A 21,793-nucleotide genomic window follows, 5' to 3' on the forward strand; every position below is an offset into this window, starting at 1 on the left:
GGAGTTATTCAATTTGTTTCGAGCTGATCGGTATAAATTTACGGACAGAAAGGAGCTTGTTATGTCTATAGAAGCCATTATTTTTGATCTGGATAATACACTGATTCACCGCAAACAGGCATTCGCGGCATATACGGAGCGCTTTATAGAACGATTTATTGTGGCAGAAGAACCGGCCAGCCGTGCGGCGGTCGTTGAACGAATACGTCTGGCGGATCAGGACGGCTATCGGGATAAAAGGGATCTGTATACGGAGCTGCATGCAGACCTGAAGCTGAAAAATCCCGATACGACAGTACAGGAGATGCTGGGCTTTTGGTATGGTGAATTTCATAAATTTACGGTACTGATGGACGGAGCCAAGGAAGTGCTGTCTGAACTGCGGTCTCGGGGCTTGAAGCTTGGTATTATTACCAACGGCTCACACCGTTCACAGCAGGCGAAGATTGACCGGGTGATGCTGAGAGATTACGTGGATTCCATTATCGTATCAGGCGGAGTCAACGTCGAGAAGCCTAATCCTCGAATTTTCGAGTTGGCACTGAAAGAGCTGGACATTGCCGAACCTGGTCATGCTTGTTATGTAGGCGATCATCCGACAAATGATATTCGGGGTGCGCAAAGCGCAGGATTGCATACCATTTGGCTGGAAGGCTTTATGACGTGGAATGAAGTAGGTATTGTACCGGATCATCAGGTTGGGAGCCTACGTGAAATCACAGGCTGGCTGGATCGTCTCAGTTATCCATCGAATATGGAGGAGGGAGCATCTTGAGTACCGAGCAGCAACCGAATCCTATTCTGTTATCGTTCCCGGAACAATTCCAGACGGAGCGATTAACCATACGCGCTCCGCAGTGGGGCGATGGAGCAGCGGTCAATGAGGCGATACGAGAGAGTGTACATGAGCTGCGGCCCTGGCTTCCTTTTGCCAGAAATCTCCCTACGGTAGAGGAATCTGAAATCCGTTCACGCCAAGCCAGACTTAAATTTCTGGATCGATCTGACATGATGCTGTACATATTTGATACGGCTTCGGGACAATTTGTAGCCAGCAGCGGTCTGCATCGTATTGATTGGGATGCACGAAGATTTGAAATTGGATATTGGCTCAGAACATCATGGACCGGAAAAGGTATTATAACCGAGGCTGTGCACGGTATTACGGATTTTGCCATACAGCATTTGCATGCCAATCGGGTGGAAATTCGTTGTGATTCCAGAAACACGCGCAGTGCCAAGGTAGCAGAACGTGCAGGTTTTACACTGGAGGGAATTTTAAGAAACGTCGAGTATGATGAAGAGGGAAGCATGGCACACCAAATGGTTTTTGCCAAGGTGCGTGGTGTTGAATTTTAGCAAGCGATTGTATGATATTGCGGGGGGGTTATTATGATTCATGATATGACGAAAAATACAGACAAGTTGGTGTGCATACAATATGACATCAGCTTAAGGTTCAGCAATCTTGCAAGCGCTATCCCAAGAGAAGGATTGACAAAGTTTACAGCAGCATTGCGGAGATTTTCCAGTGTCAGGAAAAGTAGTTTAGTATGAGAAAACTGCGTAAGAGCAGCAATTGGGAAATTAATCGGGAAATAAAGGGAAAGTTCCACTGGAAGACCCGCGCTGCGTATCTGGTTGCCGTGCTGGTCATGATCTTGTTGGGCTTGGGAAGCAGAGCTTTCTCCACCAGGTTACCTGCATTCGTTGCCAATCAATTTGGGGATGCCTTGTGGGCGTGCATGATTTATTTTGGACTGAGAATGTTGTGGGTGAATCGTCGGTTGTCTGTAGCCCTTTGGGGCAGTTTGCTGTTTTGCTTCGCTATTGAATTCAGTCAGATGTACCAAGCTCCCTGGATTAACCACATTCGGGGGACGACCCTGGGCGGCCTAGTGCTGGGCAAAGGGTTTCTGACCGTGGATCTGATCAGGTACACGGTTGGTATTGTGATATCCTGGGCACTGGACCAAGGCTGCCAAAGGCTGGCGGGGATCAATAGACGTATAGATGATGGCAAACCACTCAAATAATCTAAGAAGCGAGGGTTGCGCTTGAAACAAAAGAGAAGGCGTCACAGGTTGTTCGGTAAGATGATTGAGTTATGCGCAGGGTTCAGCTTGTTGTTTGCAACCATACTTATTCCAGGGCAGGCATTAGCCGAAAAGCAGCTTGCGGCGCCTCTTCGTTTTGATTTTGGCCCTGGGGATGTAGCTGACGGCTACATTCAGGTCACTGCCAAGGATGCTTACACGCCTGAGCGTGGCTATGGGTTTACCGATCTTTCCAAGGTAAATGAAGAAAATCGTGGTGGAAGTGATGCTATACGCTCAGATTTTGTTCGTGTTCAAGGCTCAACATTTGTCGTCAATTTACCACCTGCGGATTACACGCTTTCTCTAATTGCCGGAGATACTGCCGGAAACACAGACATTACGGTTAAAGCCGAATCCATTGTTAAAGTAGAGCCTACCGCCAAAACAGCAGGACAATTTGTCGAGGCTGGGTTTGAGCTAGCACTCATCGACGGTCAGCTCGAATTGTATTTTTCGGGAAATGAAGCGAAGATTAACGCCTTGGTTATCACTCCCAAGGAAGCTCGAACGGCTGGAGAGTATCCTTCCGTATACCTTGCGGGAGATTCTACGGTTCAAACCTATAAAGCCTCGATGAAGCCTCAGGCGGGCTGGGGGCAAATGATTGCTCCGTTTTTTACAGATGAAACTATTTTTGTGAATCGTTCTATTGGTGGACGTAGCACGAAGACCTTTTTGGTTCAAGGGCGGTTAGATGATATTTTACGGAATATCCGTCCAGGAGATTATCTGTTCATACAGTTTGGGCATAATGATGCCGCGATCAATAATCAGGAGCGCTATGTTTCACCTGCCGATTATAAAGTTTACTTGAAAACGTACATCCAAGGAGCAACTCAACGTGGTGCGGTACCTGTGCTAATTACTCCTGTAGGTCGCCGCGATTATGATGCAGCAAGTGCTTCGTTTCGGATGAGTTTCCCGGAATATGTGCAGGCGATGAAGGAAACAGCATCAGAGACGGGCGTTGCACTGATCGATCTTAGTCAATTGAGTGTAGCCTACTATGATACACTAGGCCTGGAAGGAACACTTCCACTATTTTTACATTTGGAGCCAGGTGTGTATCCTGCATTTCCTGATGGCGTGAAGGATGATACACATTTTCAGGAGTATGGTGCAGAGCAAATAGCCCGCTTGGTAGCCCAAGGGGTTCGTGATTTGAATATTCCTTTATCCTCTAATGTAAAGACGGAGAATCTGCAATAGCACCGAGTTTCCATAACCATGATATACTCAGAAAATAAGCTGGCCCTACCCAAACCCAGCAGCATGATTTAGGCTTGGGTGGGGCTTTAATGTTCTGGACTTTAAGGAGGAAGTAGTATGACAGTCGCTCAACTTCATAATCTTATTAACGGTCAACTCCTGCATAATCAGCATCGGAGTTTATTTTATATGCGCGAGGGTTCTGTTCTGTTAGGACCTTCAACGGAAATGACGTACTGGCTGACGCAGCGAAGCTCGGAACTGATCCTCATGCTTAAAAGCTTGAAGCGCCAGCATACGTATCATGTTTTTGTGAAGGATGTAGCGGCCCAAATACTGTCCCAGTTTGTAAATACCAATCAGTATCTACATTTTCACGCAGATCATGCGAGGGAGCTTACGGAGCTGTATGATCGATTCTTCACCCGGATTGAAAAGCTGTTCCAAAAGAAGTCTATAGCAGGGGCAACTCTGGAATTACTGTTCCAGCAGCATTATGGGCATTTGAGATATTTTTTAACTCGTACCAATGGAAGTGAAATGTTTGCTAAGTATGCAGAGAGTGAGTATACTTTTTGGATACCTTGTGAGGAATATACACCGGAGTTGCAAGCAAATCTGCTAGGATTGGACATTGCTCGTTTGCAAGAGCCTGTTCTAGATGTTGGCTGCGGATCAGAGGCACGGTTGGTTACTTATTTACGTGCCTACGGAATTGAGGCATACGGAACAGATCGGCTGGCTGAAACAGACGGTTGTATCATCCGAGGAGATTGGTTAGCGACTACTTATGCAGAAAGTAGATGGGGAACGATCGTTTCACATATGGCATTCTCCAATCATTTTATGCATCATCATCTGAAGGCAGATGGTAATATCCATGAGTACGCTCGTAAATATATGGAATTGCTTAAAGCCATTCGGCCAGGAGGGAGCTTTATCTACAGCCCGTGCCTCCCGTTTATGGAAGAGCTTTTGGATGCCCAAATGGGTTATCAAGTAGAGTATTTCCAGTCATATGAAGGTTTTAGAGCTACGAAGATAACGCGTATACATTCATAAGTGCTAGTATCAGCCATTTGTCAGATTCACTCTTGGAATGGTAGTATAAGGATAGATATTACTCTATTTGGGATTCTGTTAATGATCAGGATTCTCATGTCGTTGATTTGATAGCTCAGTTGCCCTGAATAATAAATTATTGTATAACTAACGGAATTTTTCAGGGAAGATTAAACCATATTTTCCTAAAAGCCGATATATGGAAATGAGGCGAGAACACACTGTTATTATGCCCGCCGCAAAATGGATGTAATAATTGGGTTAGGAGAGTAGAAGAAGTGTCCGATCTGTATACAAAAAAAGAAGTAGAAGATTATGTAACGAACGTGGTTTTCGAACGACCTTTAGGTGTAAGCATTTCAGCTATTTTACTGATTTTTAATGGAGCACTCCTGTTGGTGACACAGCTATTGACGCTCAATGCACTAAATGAAGCTTCTACGTTATTAGGCATGTGCAGGGGCATGTTTCAAGGATTTATCGCGTTGCTCGGTTTGGCAGGAACGGTTGCTGGTATTGGTATGTTGTTCGGTAAGAAGTGGGCTTGGTGGCTGGCATTATTTTATTTTACATATGAGACCATGCGTTATGCGTGTGCAATTCTGTTTATTCCCGATGTCTCCCCAATGTTAGGCGGTGCGCAGCTAAGTCCTGCTCTATACTACGTTAAATATGGAATGCGTATTATTTGGAATTTATTGTTTACGTTGTTTATGTGCCGTAGTACCGTGACTGGCTTTTTTCAAACAAGTGAAATCAACAAGTGGAGAGCATGCATCGCATTATTCTTCATCAATGGAATGATGGTGGGGATTGGCTGGTGGTTGACAAGATAGGTTTTGTGATATAAAGGAGGAGATGAATGATGACAACGGAAACGTTTCCGGTTTTGGAAACCGGTCGGCTTCGTTTAAGACAACTTACATTAGGAGACGCGAGGGATGTATTCACCTATTTTTCCAGAGATGAGGTCACAAAATATTATGATTTGGAAAGTTTTACGGAGGTAGAGCAAGCTGAGAAATTTATTCGTTCCATGCTAACCAGATACGAGAAGCAAGCGGGTTTTCGTTGGGGAATTACGTTAAAAGAAGCTCCTGAGCAGGTGGTGGGTACAATTGGATTTCATAACTGGCAGAAGGAGCACTCTCGTATTGAAATTGGCTATGAGCTGGCGCCGGAATATTGGCAACAAGGGCTGATGACAGAAGCGTTGAGAGCGGTAGTGGATTATGGCTTTCAATTGCCGCAGGTTCACCGTATAGAAGCCTTCATTGATCCAGATAACGAAGGCTCCAGACGGCTGCTGCTCAAAAGTGGCTTTACTAAAGAGGGTCACCTGAGAGATTACTTCTATGAAAAAGGTCAGTTTGTTGACGCTGTTGTTTTTGGCTATCTTCGGACGGAGTTTCCCGTAAGTTTATAAATATCCTTTGTCTCCGTAAGGCTGGAGTCGATCAAGCCAGGTCTGCTCCAGCTTTGCCAGTGCATCTTTGACATCAAAGAATTCCGAATCTTTTTTCTTCAAAACGTCCAGCACTTCAAATTCAAACGAATCTTCGCCATATTCATTCCATTCCTGTTGTAGTGGTTTGTTCTTAAATCCACCCATTTGCAGCTCAAAACGCCGTCCATTCAGCGACTTTAAATTCGGCGTGGAAGCGACAAAAATTTTCCCATTGCGTGTATTGCGAATACAATAGATTCCTGCCTCTGTCTTCATCTCCATGTATTGCTGAACTAGTTCTTTTCTTCGATCCATTGTCCAATCCTCCTATTTTATAAGCGCCTAGCTTCAAGATTCCTTCAACCAATATTCACTGCCATCCGGTTTGCGATCCAATAGACCGTATTCAATCATATATCTTCGCACCGTGACATAATCGTCATATACTTCCTGTAAAATCGCATTGATATCTTTCTCATGATATATTTGTCCTTTTACAAAACGGTCTGCAATTTCACGCAGCACAATCAGCTTGTGCTTTTCTTGCATTTTAAAGGTCTTTAGGCGCCCGTCTGTACCCTTCGGAAAATACTTCGTGAGTACCTTTTGTCTCTCGTCTTCCGTAATGTTGTAGCGTTCATCTACCATCCGTGCTCGTACGGGTACTTCTACCATGGCGGGAGCGTGATGGTCTTTCTCCTTTAACAGTTCCATTAATGTGAGAAATACTTTGGCCTGTCGTTCTTTTTCCTTGAGACCAAAGCGATGATTGCGTATGGTAGATGCGCTGCCGATTCCGGTTTCCTTTTGAATGTCCGCATCACCCATGCCTTGATAAAATAACTGAAGTAACCGATTCTGGTGATCCGTCAGTCCGGTCAGCTTTTTGTCCAGACCGATCAAATAGTTAAACACCGAACCGTACGTCCGCTCAATATGAAGACGCATATACCGTTCCGCGTCATAAAATACCCCTTGATCCTGATATATGATGCCTTGTTCATATCGTTGTCCGTCCAAGAGGCAAATTACCTGCTCCCCTTGGCGAATATATCCACGCTTCAGTTCTTCGATACCAGCATTCCAGAATAGTTCGGAATGGTCCATTTTAGCAAACACCTCAATTAAATGATGATTATTTTATAGACAATATAACATTTTGTTTACTTAAAATCAATGAGTGTATATGTGTTTACGATCCCAAACAATGTTCGCTATATACAAAAGAGACATAGAATTGTTATCATATCTAAATTATTGAATTGGATGAAGACGGGATAGTTGCTAATATCGTAATAAGGTGGATTGGTAAACTATGAACAAAGTACGATTAGAAGAAGTCATAGAAAGTGGAGATTTAAAGGAAGCTTTGAAGATAATAGAGGATGTGGGTGAAACATTGGATCATTCATTAGCTCCAATATTATTGAGATATTTAGCAACGACGGATAGTGTATTGCTGAGGAATGCAATCGCTGTTACGTTAGCTGATCTAGGAGACAGTGAAGCAGTGTTACCACTTATCGATTTGTTAAGAAGTCCCGAAACGAAAGGGAATAGAGGCACGCCTTTATATGCTCTAGAATTTTTTGATGTATCTAATCATGTTGTGATGCTGGTAGATTTACTGGATGATAACTTTGAAGTGAGTAGACAATCTTATCAATTGATAAGTAACGTGCAAGATAAAATTACTAAAGCTCAAAAGGATATATGCAGACAAATGATAAGAGGAAAGCTGGAAGATCATAAAAATAAATATAAGCGAGACTTTTTGCTGAATCTTTAGAACTTTTTACATGATTTTATATTTGAGAGGTCTGGTTGAAGTAGTGAAGATAATTAAAAAGCCAGGGGATTTCAATCCTTAGCGGCTTCAAAATAATTGAGAAGCTAAAAATGGTAACTTAAATGCTCATTCCTTGAAAAAATAGTGAGGAGATATGGTATGAAACATAGATTTGCTGTCATGGATGATGAAAGCGGGCTCACAGTTGGTTATTGTGGAGATGTGGTTGGGCTAACGGGTGATATTATGGTCGAAACGTATGAAAAGGTCATTTTTGAACAATTTGTCTTAAATGAGGAATTCATAAGAAACATAGCAAAGACCAAACAATCTGTATCCAACTTGTACATTGTAATTTTAAATGATGAAGAAAAAGGGATTGGAAGCTATCATTATCACCTACCTGAGTCCTACATCATCCATAAACTAAATTATAATAAAGAAAATTTCAATCTGGAGTTAACAGGCATACTTGAAACGAAGCCGTCCTCTGTAGAATTAAGATTATGGGAGTTTTTAAAGGGAACTCAGCCCCATGAAAATAATATATGGCATACCTTCTCTAAAGAAGAGCGATCCGGATGGCTAAACGTGACCAGAATACATTCTGCATCTAATTATTTTGCCAGACGGGATAAACGAGGAGAAGTTTACACCTTAGACGGCGAATACATATCTGATTTTACAACATTTTTTATAGCACTTGGTGAAGCGATTAATGGGCCGGGAGGGTACTTTGGATTTAGCTTGGGCAGTATATCGGACTGTCTCTGTGGAGGTTTTGGGGCAGTAGGTCCGTTCACAATCCATTGGAAAAACGCACATTTTTTCTTGGAGAAATTTCAGGAAAAATGGGATCAAGAAGAGAGATGTTATGGATTATCATCACAACAATATTTTAAGGATCTTCTAACGATCTTAGTATCAGGTGGCGTCACCGTGAATTTTTCTTCGAATTAAGATAGCAAAGCAAGAAGGGATTTTGAAATGGAATATAAATTAATGCACCCCCCTTTTTGCACATAGATATTTGGGAATGGTATCTAGGGAATGTACAGATTCAAAGTGAAAGTGCTTTGGAGTTAGAAGAGGATCATTCAGGAACCAAAGTCTTATTTTAGCGTAAATCGTCCTGTTATCACTGGTTTGACTAAGGAAATAGATATAATGCTTTATTGGAGATTTATCATACGTGGGAGAAATATATTTAAAATCGCCTTATAGAAAGGGATTACGGTGTGAAATCTAATTGAGTGGGAAGATCGGTAAAAAAGTATTTTAAATATTATACAAAGAACAGAGAGCCGTTAACATGTTAACGGCTCTCTTTGTCGTCTTCTGGCAAGTATTCGATCAGTTCACCAGGGAGTACGCCAAGGGTTCTACAAAGTGTATTCAAGGTTGGAAAGTCAATTCGGGCGTTTGCGTTGGAGGCCAAAGCTTTAACCGTATTTCTATTAATTCCCGTAATAGAAACAATATCTTTCTGTTCGAGTCCACGATCCTTCATAATTTTATCAAGAGAAAATCTAATCACAACAATTCCTCCAAGAAGTAATCAAGTAAACTAGTTGACATGTGTAAAACAGAGGTGTATATTTGTATCAAGTAATCTAGTTAACAAGATTATAAGTAAACTAATTTGATGCCTTCATAGTATCAAAATGCTTTAAAATTAGCAACAGTCACTATATTGATAATCCTAACAAATAAATGCGTGAGGAGGCTTAAAAAACGTATAGAAGTTTCCATTTGAAATGCATTTAACAACGTTATGAAATTATTTTGAATGTTTTTTAAAAGGATAGATTGTAATACAGGTTAATATTTCATCGAACTAAGCTGTGATAAATGAAAGATTGGAGCGAGGATGTATGACAGAATCGGTAATAGAATTGGAACGGGTATCCATGGTTCAGGGGCCGTATGATTACCCTCATATGTATGAAATATGCGAAGGAGTTCTTTATGACCGTCAATATTTCTTTTACCTCGAAAATGGCATACTGTGTTTGCGCCATGTAAAGAAGGTGGAGGAATCATATCATACACATCTTTACCTGGATGGAGAGAGCGGAGGCTTGCAACTGGCAGAGGGTGTACAAGGGGAAGTTATGCAAGTTGTCACGGAGATCATTGAGCGCTTGCGTAACAAGGATGGACTGACATTTTTATTCGATGAACTGCTGTGGCTACATGGTAGGGGCCCTATTGAATTAAACCTTTTCAAAAAAAGATGAAGTGACTTTAGGCAGCAGGCAACTTGCTACAAAAAAATCCTTCTATATTTTACATTATTGAATTTTCCGAATAAAAAACAGCTTATGATTTTAGCGAATGTATCAGTTGTTGGCTAATGAATACGAGCGGATTCCGAGTTAATATGGTCAATTCCACCAAAACAGTACCAACAGATGGAGTAAAACCAAAATCACTTCCCAATGATACGTTTTGCTGCTGCTCAGATGTAGGTGGCTGAGGTTCTTCCAAGCCATATTGCTCTACTAGTCTCTCTTTCGTTTTTTGATCTATGACAAAGTCATTCTGTGCAAAGGTATAGCACATAGGAATGCTTAATTGTACTAAAAAAAGTAATAGTGCTGCGGAAATGATTATTTTTTTGCTCTGCATGGTTAGCTCCTGTGATCTCAGATTTTGACCTATACTTCTTTCGTCACTCAGACTAAATTATGCCTTTACAGGCTTTTATGACCAGATTATAATGGTAAATAACAGCAACGATTTACATACACTGATTCATCGGGGTATAGCGCAGCCAGGTAGCGCGCGCCCTTGGGGTGGGCGAGGTCGTGGGTTCGAATCCCGCTACTCCGATTATAATCCAAATGTCCTGCGGGTGCGGATAGTGCGCCTGCCGGGCATTTTTTTGTATATTACATAACCTATTGATCTTTTGTCTCTACTTGGTTTTGAAGCTAGTGTTATAACAAAAGTGTGTACTTGTGAAGTATTGAGGGGAGATAGGATGAAGCCACTTCTGCACGGGATTCGTAGGCAAAAGTGGCATATCAACAATCCCCCCATACTATCATTTATGACTTTTTAATTTACTTATAGAGATTCCTGAAAGGCCTTAGAAGAAGTGCTGTAATCAGCATAACGGGGAAGCACAATAGTGTAGTATATGCCTACCATAACGGTACAGACCCCAACTAATAAAAACAAGAGCTCAATTGAAATAAATGAAGGAAAGCTTACAGCAATGAAACCTAATGTAAGTGACTGGGACAGCATCATTAACGGATTAATCAAACCTTGCACACGTCCCATCATTTGAGGATCTACAATACGAGGCAGCCATCCTCCTATACCGATGTTAATGAACGGAAGTATCAGTGCAATGACAAAATTGATAATCAGAAAAGCATAGAGGTGGTTAACAAATCCAAGTATGCACATACCTATTCCGGCAACCAGAACTCCGGCTGCAATCATTTGGTGTAGCTTTAGCTTGGCGGAGATGAGCGAAGCGATTAGGGTACCAAGCAACACACCAGCCCCGAAAATAATACCTGTCCAAACCATATACTGTTCATAGTTGCCTGGAGCTAGCTTATATTTAAGAATAAACATTGGTAAAACGCTAAAACCACCATTTAAAATACCGAACATAAAAAAGCCTGAAACCAACCAAAGCAATAGTCTGTTGCGTAATATGTAAAGAAACCCTTGTTTAAAATCAATCATGACAAGTTTGAATTTTAATTGTTTAAATTGATGTGCCCCGTTCGGAAGGCGTACTTCCTTGGGAATTTTGCAGGAACGAATAAGCAGTGCAGACACAATAAAAGAAACAGCATCAATGAGGATGGCTCCAGTAATTCCAAGGTGCCAGTAGACGACGGCCCCTAAAGTTCCTCCAAATAACATGAAGAGACTTCCCATCATTTGATTGAGGCCTGCGGCAATGGTGTAATCGTCTTCGGTTAATATTCCCTGTATAATGGCACTTTCGGCTGGAAAGAAAAATTTGGAGATAGCACTACGGATGAAGAGGAGGGCAAATACCAAAGGAATCGAATCGATCCAAATAAAAATAAGCAAGCATAAGGATAAAAAAGCGCTGATCCAGTCACAATTAACAGCAATTTTTTGTCTGTCCATCCGATCTGCCAGCACTCCAACCACGAGAAATACTACCAGCATCGGGAGCGAATACATTAACTCGGCAAGCGTTGCATAGTAAGGCTGATTTGTAAACCGTTTCAACAAATAAAACATGAATGCAGTAACCCCGATAATTCCCCCCATTTGTGAGGCGAAGGTTGCCAGAAAAAACCTGACATAATTCTTGTTTCTGAGTATTTGTTTTAGTCCAGTCACAGTTCCATCCCTTTCGCTTTCAAAGCGGTTTTTAGATGCCTAAGTAAAATAATAGTGAAAAGTAGGAAAATTGTACAGAAAAGTGACTTTAATGTCACTATAAGTTTGAATTTGCATCGTATCGGCAACTTAAATAACCAGCCATCGGTGATATCCGACGGCTGGTTATTTAAGTTGCCATGTGTTTGATTACTGACTCACAGAAGGGTGTCAATCTCCCATTTCAATAGAGTTAGATCCTCGCCATTTGTAATGATCACCTTTTTATACCAGCCGCAGATTTTAGTTTGTGATTAGGAATCATTTTATATCACATCCTATTTTTTAAATGATCAAGGCTACAGAATTACAGAACAACCCGATTCATCTCATTTACGCATGGATATGTTGAGAAAAAGGAAATGCTCATAGCTAGAAAACTTTATACAATGGAAGAGAAATAAGCACTGTGAAATTCGACTTTTGATGATGGATTTCATATAATGTGAACATAGTGTGAATTACTCAAATTAAAGATTTAACAAAACATCAAAATGAAAATGATTTCCGTCCAGCTATGAATTTCAAAATTTGACGGAGGGAACGAGATGACAATGGAAGAGAGCAGCAGACAGGTACCTTGGCAGACGTATTATGGACCTAATCTAGGTTATGTGCAGGACCAGTATGAAAAGTATGTAGCGGACCCCGGAACAGTTGATCCGGCTTACCGCGAGCTGTTTGATCAATGGGGCGAGCCGCCACAATCCGAATATTCGGCTGCTTCCATGATAGACAACAAGTTGCAAGGCCCCCCTACAAGTGCTCTGGGGCACCTTGATTCAAACATATTACAGAAAGCGGTTACAGCGGGTAAAATGGTGTGGAATATCCGTGAATACGGACATTTGGCCGCCCAAATTGACCCACTGGGACTGGATGCAGAGCAGGATACACGTTTGCTTGATCCAGCATCTTACGGTTTAACTGAACAAGACCTGAAGGCTTTTCCAGCCTCTTTAATATGGGATAACGCTCCTGCGGGAACACTGAACGGATGGGAAGCCATTCAACGGCTACGTGTAGCATACACAGGACCGATAGCCTATGAATTTAGTCACATTCATAACGAGGAGGAACGTAGCTGGTTGAATAGCTATGCTGAATCCGGTTGGTCCTCCAAGCCACTCACAACACAGGAACGCAAGTCGTTGCTGGGTAGATTGGTAGAAGTAGAACAGTTCGAAGAGTTCTTGCATAAAACATTCGTCGGGCAGAAGCGTTTTTCCATCGAGGGTAATGATGTGCTTGTCCCTGTACTCGACGAGATTATTCGTCTAACCACAAATGCAGGAGCAAGTCATGTCCTGATGGGGATGGCGCATCGCGGCCGTCTGAATGTATTGGCACATGTGCTGGGCAAGCCTTACAGCAAAATTTTCTCTGAATTTCATCATTCACCGAATAAGGATCTGATTCCGTCGGAAGGTTCCACTGGAATTAATTACGGCTGGACTGGGGATGTAAAATACCATCTGGGCGCAGACCGTTTTGTAAAAGATGGAGAAGCCGTGCAAGCCCGTCTGACATTGGCGAACAACCCAAGCCACCTGGAATATGTCAATCCGGTTGTCCAAGGTTTTTCGCGCGCGGCGCAGGAAGACCGCAGTGAAGCGGGCTATCCGAAGCTGGATGTCAGCAAAGCAGCTACCATTATTATGCACGGTGATGCGGCGTTTCCGGGTGAAGGTATTGTAGCCGAATCACTCAATTTCACCAATTTGCGCGGCTTCCGTAATGGCGGTACAGTGCATATTATTGTGAACAATCGTCTGGGCTTTACGACAGAGAGTGTTGATTCACGCTCGACCCGTTATGCCAGCGATCTGGCTAAGGGCTACGAAATTCCGATTGTACACGTGAACGCGGATAATCCCGAGGCTTGTATTGCAGCGGCTCGTATGGCTGGCGAATACCGCAATCGTTTCAAGAAGGATTTTCTGATTGATCTGATTGGTTACCGTCGTTATGGTCACAATGAATCCGATGATCCTGAAACAACACAACCACTAGTGTATCGTAAGGTGAAGAATCATCCGACGGTTAGCAAATTGTATGCTCAAAAGCTGATGAAGCAGGGCATAGTTGATGAAGCATTTAGTACTGCTCTGATTGAGAAGGTCCAAAACCGACTGAAGGAAGCACATGAGCATGTGAAGAATCAACCAGAAGAGGAACCTGAATTTACAGCTGTGAAGGGGAAAAAAAATCAGAGCTCTCCGGTCCGTACTGCGGTTGAACTGAAAAAGCTGCGCCAAATCAATGAAAACTTGCTCAAATGGCCACAGGCTTTTCATGTATATCCGAAGCTGGAACGAATTTTACAACGTAGAAAAACAGCTCTGAACGAGGGTGAAAAGGTAGATTGGAGCTTGGCGGAGACGCTGGCCTTGGCCACCATTCTAGCAGACGGCAAGCCTATTCGTATGACAGGTCAGGATGCGGAGCGTGCTACTTTTGCTCATCGTAACCTTGTGCTGCATGAGCCCGAAACCGGGCGTACACATTGCCCGCTGCATACATTGCCAGAAGCACGTGCTTCGTTCAGTATTCATAACAGTCCATTGTCTGAGGCGTCAGTCCTCGGCTTCGAGTATGGCTATAACGTGTTTTCTCCTGAGACGTTGGTCATTTGGGAAGCGCAATTCGGCGATTTTGCCAACTGTGCGCAGGTTATTTTTGACCAATTCATTTCCGCTGGCCGTGCCAAATGGAGACAGAAATCCAGTCTGGTGATGCTGTTACCGCATGGTAGCGAAGGACAAGGGCCAGAGCATACGAGTGCACGTCTGGAGCGTTTCCTCCAGTTGTCTGCACAAAATAACTGGACTGTCGCCAATTTGAGCAGCGCTTCACAGTATTTCCATCTGTTGCGCCGTCAGGCTGCATTAAGCGAAAGTGAGGAAGCTCGTCCGCTGGTGATGATGTCGCCGAAAAGTCTGATTCGCAACAATCGTGTCGCTTCGCCTGCTTCTGAATTCAGTGAGGGAACATTCCGTCCTGTGTTGGAGCAACCTGGTCTGGGATCACGTCCAGATCGGGTAGAGCGCATTGTACTGTGCAGTGGCAAGATTGCCATTGATCTAGAGGAAGCGCTGGAGAAGGATAAGAACGGGAACGAGGCAGAAGAGTGGTTGCACATTATTCGTGTGGAGCAGCTATATCCTTTCCCGGCAGAGGAAATTCGGAATATTTTCAGTCGTTTCCCACATGTGAAGGAGTTCGTATGGGCTCAGGAAGAACCTAAAAATATGGGGGCCTGGAGTTACATGGAGCCTCGTCTGCGGGAGGTTGTGCCACAGGGAGCGGAAATTCGCTACGCAGGCAGACCAGATCGTTCCAGCCCGGCGAGTGGTTATCAGCAAGTACACAGCCTAGAACAACAGCGAATTATTCAATCGGCGTTGAAGCAGGATTCCAAAAACAATATTACACTGGGGAGGTAGCGGCTGTGAGCGACATTATAGTGCCAGCAATGGGAGAATCCATCACGGAGGGAACAATCTCCAAATGGCTTGTGAAGGAAGGAGATTCCGTAGGACAGGGAGATGTTCTACTGGAGCTGGAAACGGATAAGGTCAATCTGGAAATTAGTGCGGAAGAAGCAGGTGTGGTCCAGAAAATCCTTCGTCAGGAGGGGGATACTGTGGTTATCGGTGAGGCTGTTGGCTTGATTGGAAGCGGCAGTGGTGCGGAAGCAACTGGTGCCGGAGAAGCCGCAGCGACTCAAGCGCCTGAAGCGCCGTCCGTAGCAACTCCACCAACTTCCGTAGAAAGCGGTGGTAAAGCAGTAGAAAAGTCTGCACCGGCAATTCCCTCCAATAGCGACGGAAATGGTCAGACGGCATCACCATCCGCCCGGAAGCTGGCGCGTGAGCGTGGGATTAATCTGGAGCAGGTACAGGGAAAGGACCCGCTTGGACGTGTGTTCCAAGAGGACGTAAAAACGCATAATGGTGCTGAAGTATCACGTACAGCATCTGTACCTGCGCCTCCCGTTGCCAGCAAGCCTGTGTCCCCGTCTCCATCTCAAACAGAGTACAGCAAGCCTGTGGAGCGGCAGCGGATGTCCCGTCGGAGAGCGACGATTGCCAAGCGTCTTGTTGAAGCACAGCAAACAGCCGCCATGCTTACTACTTTTAATGAAGTGGATATGACCGCCATTCTTGATGTGCGCAAACGCCGTAAAGATAAGTTTAAGGAGAAACACGATGTAGGGTTGGGTTTTATGTCCTTCTTTACGAAGGCAGTGGTTGGCGCGCTCAAGCGCTTCCCTACTGTGAATGCAGAAATCAATGGCGATGATATCGTACTGAAAAAATACTATGATATTGGGATTGCTGTATCTGCTAAGGAAGGTTTGGTCGTTCCCGTTGTCCGGGATGCGGATCGTCTTGGTTTTGCTGAAATCGAGAAGAGTATTGCCGATTTGGCTAGCAAAGCCCGTTCCAATTCACTTTCCCTGGCAGACCTGCAAGGAGGAACCTTTACCATAACCAATGGGGGTATTTTCGGTTCGCTGCTGTCTACACCAATTCTGAATACACCGCAAGTGGGTATTTTGGGCATGCATAAAATCCAGCTTCGACCGATTGCCATCGACGAGGAACGTATGGAAAATCGTCCAATGATGTACATCGCGTTGTCCTACGACCACCGTATAATTGATGGTAGCGAGGCGGTCCGTTTCCTGGTAACGGTCAAAGAATTGCTGGAAGATCCCGAATCATTGTTGCTGGAAGGATAAAAATAAATCAGGCGAGTGCATCTCCTCTGAACGTGCATGACAAAAGCGGACTCTTGCGGGTCTGCTTTTTTTCCTGCATAGTACTAACATAAGGCTATAGACATTGCCGACATTCAGATACAAAAGAAGGGCGGGAACTGTTTTGGACAAAGACTTGCGCTACCCGATTGGACCGTTCGTGGTTCCAGAACCCATTACAGAAGAACAGCTGATCACATGGATCGACGACATTGCTGAATTGCCTGGACAACTGCGTCAGGCGGTTGAAGGACTGAATGAGCAGCAGCTAAATACGCCTTATCGCGAAGGAGGATGGACGATTCGGCAGGTGGTCCATCATTTGGCAGACAGCCACATGAACAGCTATATCCGTTTTAAGCTGGCGCTGACGGAGGATACACCGACAATCAAACCTTATGATGAGGGGCGTTGGGCCGAAATACCAGATGCCAGGGAGCTTCCACTGGAACCTTCGCTGCAATTGCTGGAAGGACTACATGAGCGGTGGGTGACCATGTTGCGTTCGTTGGGGGAAGATCAGCTACACCGTACGTTTATTCATCCTGAATCGGGCCAGACGATCCGTCTGGAACGAAACATTGGTATCTATGCCTGGCATGGCAAACATCACACAGCTCATATTACTTCCCTGAAAGAACGAAATGCATGGTAATTAACTCAAAAATGATGCCCTGATGAAATATGAAGGAATACAAAAGAAACCTTTAAAGCCACTTTAATCGTGCTTTAAAGGTTTCTTTTGCTAATTCCTCACTAGGATGATGACTTGGGTGAAGCTGATAAAGTGGATGCTTCGGAGGCTCCTGACAAAACGGAAACTGAGGTTTCCCCTGTGTTAATATGACGGTCGAGCCAGTCCAAGATGTCGCTCATTACCTCATCTCGATTTGTTTCATGCAGCATCTCATGGCGACCATCAGGATAAAGACGATACTCCACGTCTTGAAGCTCCAAGCTTCGATACATATCCACTAGCGACAACACACCTTTTCCGAACAAGCCCACCGGATCACGATCCCCGGCAAAAATATAAACGGGCAGTTTTGGATTAATTTTTTGCAGCGAAGAAGGCCAGTGGATTTCTTGCAAAAGCCTAAAAAAATCAAGGAAAAAGCCTGTCGTGCAAATAGCTCCGCAAAATGGGTCGTGCACGAACTGATCTACTTCCTCAGGATCACGGGACAGCCAGTCGAACGCTGTGCGTACCGGACGAAAGGCACGGTTAAAGCCGCCAAAGACCATAGCGTTGAGCAGCATGCTGCGATGATCCATTCCTTGCAGTTTGGCTTGCAGCAGGGCAACCTGCTCTCCGAGTTTCAGCAGACTACGTCGTCCGTTGGTTCCCGACAAAATAAACCCGTGATACGTCTGCTGATCATCATACATAATTTTCTGGGTTAAAAAGGACCCCATGCTGTGACCCAGTAAAAAACGAGACTGATCAGGGAATTCCTTGGCCGCAATTTCGCCTAGCTCCAGCATGCCTTTGGCCATTCGATTGAATGCATTGGCTCCCGGCACACCGAGCTTATCAGGATCACCAGCTGTGCGTCCGTGGCCGATATGATCGTTGGCATACACAACGTAGCCAGAAGCGGTAAGTTTTTCGGCCAGCCGAAGGTAGCGGTAGGACGTCTCACACATGCCATGCGAAATTTGAACGATCCCCTTGACGGGAATATTCTGCTCGGGTAGCCATCGGTAAGCAAAAAGCTCTGTTCCGTCATCTTCAGCGATGGTGAAGGTGTATTCCCGCATGATTAGACATCACATCCTTTAGGCTTTAAGGAAGATAAGATCTAAGTACGGTCATTCCGTCATTCAGCGTGTAACCGCCCAGATTGGCAGGGAGCAGGAAACAATCTCCAGCTTTACAGGAAAGAGACTCCGTATTACTGTCCCATGTTATGGTTCCACTGCCTTTGCAAATTACAAGGATAGTGAAGCTATCTTCTGTTGTAGAAAGTGTCCAACTTCCATCTACGATACCCTTTTCTACAACAAAATACTCACAGGATGCCAGTTGGAGCCATTCTCCAGGCTGCAAGCCGTCTGTTTTCATCGTTGTTGCGCCTGCACCTTCGTAAGAGGTTACATTCAGGGAGTCCTCGATGTGCAACTCACGAGGTTTGCCGTCCAGACCGGGACGATTGTAGTCATATAAGCGATAGGTTGTATCTGAATTTTGCTGAATTTCAGCAACCACAACACCCGCACACAGTGCATGCACGGTTCCAGCGGGGATGAAGAATGTATCGCCTGCTTCAACTGGCACCTGACGCAAACTGCCCATGATATCTCCGCTTTCAAGAGCTGTACGCAGACTTTCTCGGGTTACACCTTCGGTCAGACCATAAATAATTTTGGCATCCGGCTTGGCATCAAGCACGTACCACATTTCAGTTTTTCCTAATTCTCCAGCTGGAAGCCCAGCGTAATCATCCGTCGGATGAACCTGAACGGATAAGTCATCATTACAATCCAGTAGCTTGATCAAAAGTGGGAAACGTCCGCCTTTTTTCGATACGCCCTTTGCCCCAAGCCAATCCTGTCCGTAGGTTTCCCGGATTTCATCTAGTCCTTTTCCAGCCAGCTCGCCATTGATGACCGTTGTTGTTCCGTTTGGATGATCGGCAATCATCCATCCTTCACCAATATGTCCTTCTGGTGGGGTCAGACCAAATTGTTCTAAGGCTCGTCCTCCCCAAACTCTCTCTTTGAACTCAGGTTGAAATTGCAGCGGGTATGGCTTTAGCATGATTTCTCTCCTCCATAATGAGTAATGAGTACGATCTAACAGAATGAGGCAATCAAAACGTGCCGCTGGGCAATAGACCAGGATGAATAGACCCATATGGCGCTAAAAATATATGTAAGGCGGCTAAGAAAGTCGCTCATTACCTAAACACACGAGTTTAATAACCCGACATTATTTTTTTTCAACCGCCACTACGTAAGGTGAAGCGTCTCGTTGTAATTGACGGTAAATAATGCTTTGACCGCTGGAGACTGGAAGGGCGGAAGCCCATTGCAGGACGGCTTCTGCTTCTTCCCTGCCTCCGGCGTGCCCTGGATATAATACGGCAGTCAGAATCCCACGCGGCCGCAGCAATTGCAAGGCAGCTTCAAGTGCGACGAGCGTGCTGTCTGTATGCGTGATGACCGTAGGATTGGCGCCTTCGGACGGCAAGTAGCCAAGGTTAAACATGACCGCAGCCACTTTGCCATGCAGTAGGTCCGGAACGGCCTCCCGCATTTGCTCATGGCCCTGCAGCAGTAGTGATACTTCTGCTAATGAAGGGGAAGAGTCTTCTTCCAGCCGACGACGGGCGTAATCCAAAGCTTCCTGCTGGATATCGAAGCCGTAGATATGGCCGCGTTTGCCAGCAGCTTTAGCCAGAAACAACGTATCTGCGCCTGTGCCGACAGTGGCGTCTATAGCAGTATCGCCTGGCTGCACCCGCGCGGCTACTAATTGATGAGCATAGCTCAGAACAGACAGGAATCCCATTTAAGATTTCCTCCAGTATTTTCCCTGCCACGTTTCACGTGATTTCAGTTCATTATCAATTCCGTTAAGCACTTCCCATTTTTTAAGCGACCACATGGGCCCCATCAGTAAATCGCGTGGTGCATCTCCGGTCAACCGATGAACGATCATTTCAGGGGGGAGAAACTCCAGCGTATCTACAATGAGCTTAATGTACTCGTCCTTTTCCAGAAAGCGTAGCAATCCTGCTTCGTATTGCTTAACCATTGGCGTTTTACGCATGAGATGCAGCAGATGGATTTTGATGCCCTGCACATCCATAGCTGCTACTGCGCGTCCTGTATCGAGCATCATTTCATGTGTCTCCTGCGGTAGACCATAAATGATGTGGGCGCACACACGGATATTCCGCTTACGTAGCTTTTCTACAGCATCCAGATAGCACTGAGTATCATGAGCACGATTAATCAGCTCAGAGGTCGATTCATGGACAGTTTGTAGGCCCATTTCGACCCACAGGTACGTGCGTTCGTTCAGCTCGGCTAGATAATCGACTACATCATCAGGCAGGCAATCGGGACGTGTAGCGATGGACAGACCGACAACACCGGGCTGCTCCAAAATAACCTCAAAATATTCTCGTAGTTCCTCAACCGGGGCATACGTATTGGTGTAAGCTTGAAAATAACCAATATATTTAGCGTTGGGCCATTTTATATGCTGGCGATCCCGAATCGTATTAAACTGGGTGACCAAATCATCGCGGCGACGTCCGGCAAAATCACCGGATCCGCGTGCACTACAAAAGGTACACCCCCCTTTGGCAATGGAACCATCGCGATTTGGACAAGTAAAACCCGCATCCAGCATGACTTTAAACACTTTATTTTGAAATTGCTCGCGCATTTCGTAATTCCATGTATGGAACCGTTTATCTCCCCACAGGAGAGGAGCAGGCAACAAATCTGTTTTCATGGGAGGACTCCTTTTTTTACGATCACCCTATTGTAACAAAATTCAATCTTAAATGGGAATCACTTGAGCGAGAAAGTCATTAAAAAGTGCGGATTTTAGGGCTTTTCGGATTGAAAAAGGTTACACAATATGTTATATTGTAAGCGGTACCAGACATATGATAAAAGGACTGTTTTTAATCCTGAAGATAAAAAGTTATCAATTGCTAATGATTATTCTTCAGGGAGGCAGCTATGCTGTTTCTATCGCCTGTTTTAGGGGAAGTGCATGTCGGTTCCATCACAAATAACCCGTGAGGTGATCTTTTATGAATACGCAGGATAAGACGCGTATGGATAAAGTTACTGTTGAGTTAACCTTTGATGAGGCGTTAGCATTGACTGGTGTCCGTTTTGGGCAGGATCGTCAGATTGGAACGGCTGCACGTCAAAAAATCAGAGCCGCTTGCCAAAAGACAATTGATTTTTCACCTGTTGATAGGGTAGACTATGAACAATTAAATTAGTTGGACCCCAATCCAAATATATTGAAAAAGGAATTTCATTTCCGTATCTTCAAGCGGGGGTGGAAT

The 21,793-nt window shown here is 44.5% G+C and carries 23 protein-coding genes and 1 tRNA gene; 15 read left to right on the forward strand and 9 right to left on the reverse strand.

Annotated elements, in window-relative coordinates; all coding sequences use genetic code 11:
- Window positions 1-61 precede the first annotated feature (61 nt).
- The 7 genes from ACN6NF_RS06950 (at window position 62) to ACN6NF_RS06980 (ending at window position 5,796) form a co-directional block, all read left to right on the forward strand.
- Entirely contained in the window at window positions 62-775 is a 714-nt protein-coding gene (locus tag ACN6NF_RS06950) for an HAD family hydrolase (protein WP_474316388.1), read from the forward strand.
- Window positions 772-1,359: a GNAT family N-acetyltransferase gene (locus ACN6NF_RS06955; protein ID WP_474316390.1), complete on the forward strand. Its 588-nt coding sequence runs from the start codon at window positions 772-774 to the stop codon at window positions 1,357-1,359. Before ACN6NF_RS06950 ends, ACN6NF_RS06955 begins: the two co-directional genes overlap by 4 nt.
- Window positions 1,360-1,553: 194 nt before the next feature.
- Window positions 1,554-2,036: a ribosomal maturation YjgA family protein gene (locus ACN6NF_RS06960; RefSeq protein WP_474316392.1), complete on the forward strand. Its 483-nt coding sequence runs from the start codon at window positions 1,554-1,556 to the stop codon at window positions 2,034-2,036.
- Between the two features lie 60 nt (window positions 2,037-2,096).
- Window positions 2,097-3,308, forward strand: a complete 1,212-nt coding sequence (locus ACN6NF_RS06965) for a rhamnogalacturonan acetylesterase (RefSeq protein WP_474316395.1) — start codon at window positions 2,097-2,099, stop codon at window positions 3,306-3,308.
- A gap of 117 nt (window positions 3,309-3,425) precedes the next feature.
- Window positions 3,426-4,370 carry a class I SAM-dependent methyltransferase gene (locus ACN6NF_RS06970; protein ID WP_474316396.1) on the forward strand — a complete coding sequence of 315 codons (945 nt, stop codon included), beginning with the start codon at window positions 3,426-3,428 and terminating at the stop codon, window positions 4,368-4,370.
- Window positions 4,371-4,648: 278 nt separating this feature from the next.
- A complete protein-coding gene (locus tag ACN6NF_RS06975) occupies window positions 4,649-5,206 on the forward strand; it encodes a hypothetical protein (RefSeq protein WP_474316399.1) in 558 nt (185 codons plus the stop codon).
- 29 nt (window positions 5,207-5,235) lie between these two features.
- Window positions 5,236-5,796, forward strand: coding sequence for a GNAT family N-acetyltransferase (locus ACN6NF_RS06980; protein ID WP_474316402.1), 561 nt, complete (start codon window positions 5,236-5,238; stop codon window positions 5,794-5,796).
- Here ACN6NF_RS06980 and ACN6NF_RS06985 read toward each other — a convergent pair.
- Window positions 5,791-6,132 (reverse strand): GIY-YIG nuclease family protein, encoded by a 342-nt coding sequence (locus ACN6NF_RS06985; RefSeq protein ID WP_016820599.1) that lies wholly within the window; start codon window positions 6,130-6,132, stop codon window positions 5,791-5,793. The two genes, ACN6NF_RS06980 and ACN6NF_RS06985, sit on opposite strands and share 6 nt — an antisense overlap.
- A 33-nt stretch (window positions 6,133-6,165) precedes the next feature.
- Complete coding sequence (locus ACN6NF_RS06990; RefSeq protein ID WP_430210510.1) at window positions 6,166-6,924, reverse strand: DUF2087 domain-containing protein; 759 nt, start codon at window positions 6,922-6,924, stop codon at window positions 6,166-6,168.
- A gap of 208 nt (window positions 6,925-7,132) precedes the next feature.
- Between ACN6NF_RS06990 and ACN6NF_RS06995 the strand changes: the two genes are divergently transcribed.
- A complete protein-coding gene (locus ACN6NF_RS06995; RefSeq protein ID WP_474316404.1) occupies window positions 7,133-7,606 on the forward strand; it encodes a HEAT repeat domain-containing protein in 474 nt (157 codons plus the stop codon).
- A gap of 159 nt (window positions 7,607-7,765) precedes the next feature.
- Window positions 7,766-8,566 (forward strand): barstar family protein, encoded by an 801-nt coding sequence (locus ACN6NF_RS07000; protein ID WP_474316407.1) that lies wholly within the window; start codon window positions 7,766-7,768, stop codon window positions 8,564-8,566.
- 355 nt (window positions 8,567-8,921) lie between these two features.
- Here ACN6NF_RS07000 and ACN6NF_RS07005 read toward each other — a convergent pair whose 3' ends face one another.
- Window positions 8,922-9,143 carry a helix-turn-helix domain-containing protein gene (locus ACN6NF_RS07005; protein WP_164965397.1) on the reverse strand — a complete coding sequence of 74 codons (222 nt, stop codon included), beginning with the start codon at window positions 9,141-9,143 and terminating at the stop codon, window positions 8,922-8,924.
- A 337-nt stretch (window positions 9,144-9,480) separates the two neighbouring features.
- Between ACN6NF_RS07005 and ACN6NF_RS07010 the strand changes: the two genes are divergently transcribed.
- Window positions 9,481-9,846, forward strand: coding sequence for a hypothetical protein (locus tag ACN6NF_RS07010; protein ID WP_474316409.1), 366 nt, complete (start codon window positions 9,481-9,483; stop codon window positions 9,844-9,846).
- 82 nt (window positions 9,847-9,928) lie between these two features.
- On the opposite strand, the gene ACN6NF_RS07015 is transcribed toward ACN6NF_RS07010, so the two are convergent.
- A complete protein-coding gene (locus ACN6NF_RS07015) occupies window positions 9,929-10,237 on the reverse strand; it encodes a hypothetical protein (RefSeq protein ID WP_474316410.1) in 309 nt (102 codons plus the stop codon).
- Window positions 10,238-10,367: 130 nt separating this feature from the next.
- Here ACN6NF_RS07015 and ACN6NF_RS07020 point away from each other — a divergent pair.
- Window positions 10,368-10,441, forward strand: a tRNA-Pro gene (locus ACN6NF_RS07020).
- Window positions 10,442-10,678: 237 nt separating this feature from the next.
- Here ACN6NF_RS07020 and ACN6NF_RS07025 read toward each other — a convergent pair.
- A complete protein-coding gene (locus ACN6NF_RS07025; protein ID WP_474316413.1) occupies window positions 10,679-11,950 on the reverse strand; it encodes an MFS transporter in 1,272 nt (423 codons plus the stop codon).
- Between the two features lie 587 nt (window positions 11,951-12,537).
- On the opposite strand from ACN6NF_RS07025, the gene ACN6NF_RS07030 reads away from it, so the two are divergent.
- From ACN6NF_RS07030 to ACN6NF_RS07040, 3 genes are all read left to right on the forward strand, one after another.
- Window positions 12,538-15,435 (forward strand): 2-oxoglutarate dehydrogenase E1 component, encoded by a 2,898-nt coding sequence (locus ACN6NF_RS07030; RefSeq protein WP_474316417.1) that lies wholly within the window; start codon window positions 12,538-12,540, stop codon window positions 15,433-15,435.
- 5 nt (window positions 15,436-15,440) lie between these two features.
- Entirely contained in the window at window positions 15,441-16,736 is a 1,296-nt protein-coding gene (gene odhB / locus ACN6NF_RS07035) for a 2-oxoglutarate dehydrogenase complex dihydrolipoyllysine-residue succinyltransferase (RefSeq protein WP_474316420.1), read from the forward strand.
- A 142-nt stretch (window positions 16,737-16,878) separates the two neighbouring features.
- Window positions 16,879-17,409 carry a YfiT family bacillithiol transferase gene (locus ACN6NF_RS07040; RefSeq protein WP_447249986.1) on the forward strand — a complete coding sequence of 177 codons (531 nt, stop codon included), beginning with the start codon at window positions 16,879-16,881 and terminating at the stop codon, window positions 17,407-17,409.
- 101 nt (window positions 17,410-17,510) lie between these two features.
- Here ACN6NF_RS07040 and ACN6NF_RS07045 read toward each other — a convergent pair whose 3' ends face one another.
- The 4 genes from ACN6NF_RS07045 to mnmL form a co-directional block, all read right to left on the reverse strand.
- Window positions 17,511-18,515, reverse strand: a complete 1,005-nt coding sequence (locus ACN6NF_RS07045; protein WP_474316423.1) for an alpha/beta fold hydrolase — start codon at window positions 18,513-18,515, stop codon at window positions 17,511-17,513.
- Window positions 18,516-18,540: 25 nt separating this feature from the next.
- Window positions 18,541-19,515: a type I phosphomannose isomerase catalytic subunit gene (locus ACN6NF_RS07050; protein WP_474316425.1), complete on the reverse strand. Its 975-nt coding sequence runs from the start codon at window positions 19,513-19,515 to the stop codon at window positions 18,541-18,543.
- 171 nt (window positions 19,516-19,686) lie between these two features.
- On the reverse strand, window positions 19,687-20,268 hold the full coding sequence (mnmM, locus tag ACN6NF_RS07055) for a tRNA 5-(aminomethyl)-2-thiouridylate-methyltransferase MnmM (protein WP_474316427.1): 582 nt from the start codon (window positions 20,266-20,268) through the stop codon (window positions 19,687-19,689).
- A complete protein-coding gene (gene mnmL, locus ACN6NF_RS07060) occupies window positions 20,269-21,222 on the reverse strand; it encodes a tRNA modification radical SAM protein MnmL/YtqA (RefSeq protein ID WP_474316429.1) in 954 nt (317 codons plus the stop codon).
- Between the two features lie 307 nt (window positions 21,223-21,529).
- Here mnmL and ACN6NF_RS07065 point away from each other — a divergent pair, with 307 nt between their 5' ends.
- Complete coding sequence (locus ACN6NF_RS07065; protein WP_474316431.1) at window positions 21,530-21,727, forward strand: hypothetical protein; 198 nt, start codon at window positions 21,530-21,532, stop codon at window positions 21,725-21,727.
- The last annotated feature ends 66 nt before the right edge of the window (window positions 21,728-21,793 follow it).

This window comes from Paenibacillus sp. TSM33, from assembly GCF_056099025.1.

Coding starts and splice junctions, on each gene's coding strand:
- ACN6NF_RS06950 (WP_474316388.1), top strand. CDS start 62: ATGTCTATAGAAGCCATTATTTTTGATCTGGATAATACACTGATTCAC.
- ACN6NF_RS06960 (WP_474316392.1), top strand. CDS start 1,554: ATGAGAAAACTGCGTAAGAGCAGCAATTGGGAAATTAATCGGGAAATA.
- ACN6NF_RS06965 (WP_474316395.1), top strand. CDS start 2,097: ATGATTGAGTTATGCGCAGGGTTCAGCTTGTTGTTTGCAACCATACTT.
- ACN6NF_RS06970 (WP_474316396.1), top strand. CDS start 3,426: ATGACAGTCGCTCAACTTCATAATCTTATTAACGGTCAACTCCTGCAT.
- ACN6NF_RS06980 (WP_474316402.1), top strand. CDS start 5,236: ATGACAACGGAAACGTTTCCGGTTTTGGAAACCGGTCGGCTTCGTTTA.
- ACN6NF_RS06985 (WP_016820599.1), bottom strand. CDS start 6,132: ATGGATCGAAGAAAAGAACTAGTTCAGCAATACATGGAGATGAAGACA.
- ACN6NF_RS06990 (WP_430210510.1), bottom strand. CDS start 6,924: ATGGACCATTCCGAACTATTCTGGAATGCTGGTATCGAAGAACTGAAG.
- ACN6NF_RS06995 (WP_474316404.1), top strand. CDS start 7,133: ATGAACAAAGTACGATTAGAAGAAGTCATAGAAAGTGGAGATTTAAAG.
- ACN6NF_RS07000 (WP_474316407.1), top strand. CDS start 7,766: ATGAAACATAGATTTGCTGTCATGGATGATGAAAGCGGGCTCACAGTT.
- ACN6NF_RS07010 (WP_474316409.1), top strand. CDS start 9,481: ATGACAGAATCGGTAATAGAATTGGAACGGGTATCCATGGTTCAGGGG.
- ACN6NF_RS07015 (WP_474316410.1), bottom strand. CDS start 10,237: ATGCAGAGCAAAAAAATAATCATTTCCGCAGCACTATTACTTTTTTTA.
- ACN6NF_RS07030 (WP_474316417.1), top strand. CDS start 12,538: ATGACAATGGAAGAGAGCAGCAGACAGGTACCTTGGCAGACGTATTAT.
- ACN6NF_RS07045 (WP_474316423.1), bottom strand. CDS start 18,515: ATGCGGGAATACACCTTCACCATCGCTGAAGATGACGGAACAGAGCTT.
- ACN6NF_RS07050 (WP_474316425.1), bottom strand. CDS start 19,515: ATGCTAAAGCCATACCCGCTGCAATTTCAACCTGAGTTCAAAGAGAGA.
- mnmM (WP_474316427.1), bottom strand. CDS start 20,268: ATGGGATTCCTGTCTGTTCTGAGCTATGCTCATCAATTAGTAGCCGCG.
- mnmL (WP_474316429.1), bottom strand. CDS start 21,222: ATGAAAACAGATTTGTTGCCTGCTCCTCTCCTGTGGGGAGATAAACGG.
- ACN6NF_RS07065 (WP_474316431.1), top strand. CDS start 21,530: ATGAATACGCAGGATAAGACGCGTATGGATAAAGTTACTGTTGAGTTA.